1 protein-coding gene is annotated in these 447 nt (G+C 66.2%); it reads left to right on the top strand.

The genetic code is table 11. The features are described from left to right. A partial coding sequence (locus tag D7V88_RS42260; RefSeq protein ID WP_244238706.1) for a glutamate--tRNA ligase family protein occupies positions 1–447 on the top strand: 447 nt, incomplete at both ends.

Below are 447 nucleotides of genomic sequence, written 5' to 3'. Positions count from 1 at the left end.
ACCCTGACCGAGCCGGGCCGCCCGTCGCCGTGGCGCGACCGCAGCGTCGAGGAAAACCTCGACCTGTTCCGCCGCATGCGCGCCGGTGAATTCCCGGATGGTGCGCGCACCCTGCGCGCCAAGATCGACATGGCCAGCGGCAACATCAACCTGCGCGATCCGGCGCTGTACCGCATCAAGCACGTCGAGCACCAGAACACCGGCAATGCGTGGCCGATCTACCCGATGTACGACTTCGCCCACGCGCTGGGTGATTCGATCGAAGGCATCACCCACTCGCTGTGCACGCTGGAATTCGAAGACCACCGCCCGCTGTACGACTGGTGCGTGGACAACGTCGACTTCGCCCATGACGACGCGCTGACCCAGCCGCTGGTCGATGCCGGCCTGCCGCGCGAAGCGGCCAAGCCGCGCCAGATCGAGTTCTCGCGCCTGAACATCAACTAC

It is taken from the genome of Corallococcus terminator (genome assembly GCF_003611635.1).
GTDB classification, from domain to species: Bacteria; Myxococcota; Myxococcia; order Myxococcales; family Myxococcaceae; genus Corallococcus; species Corallococcus terminator.
This window is presented reverse-complemented; position numbering and strand designations above follow the sequence as displayed.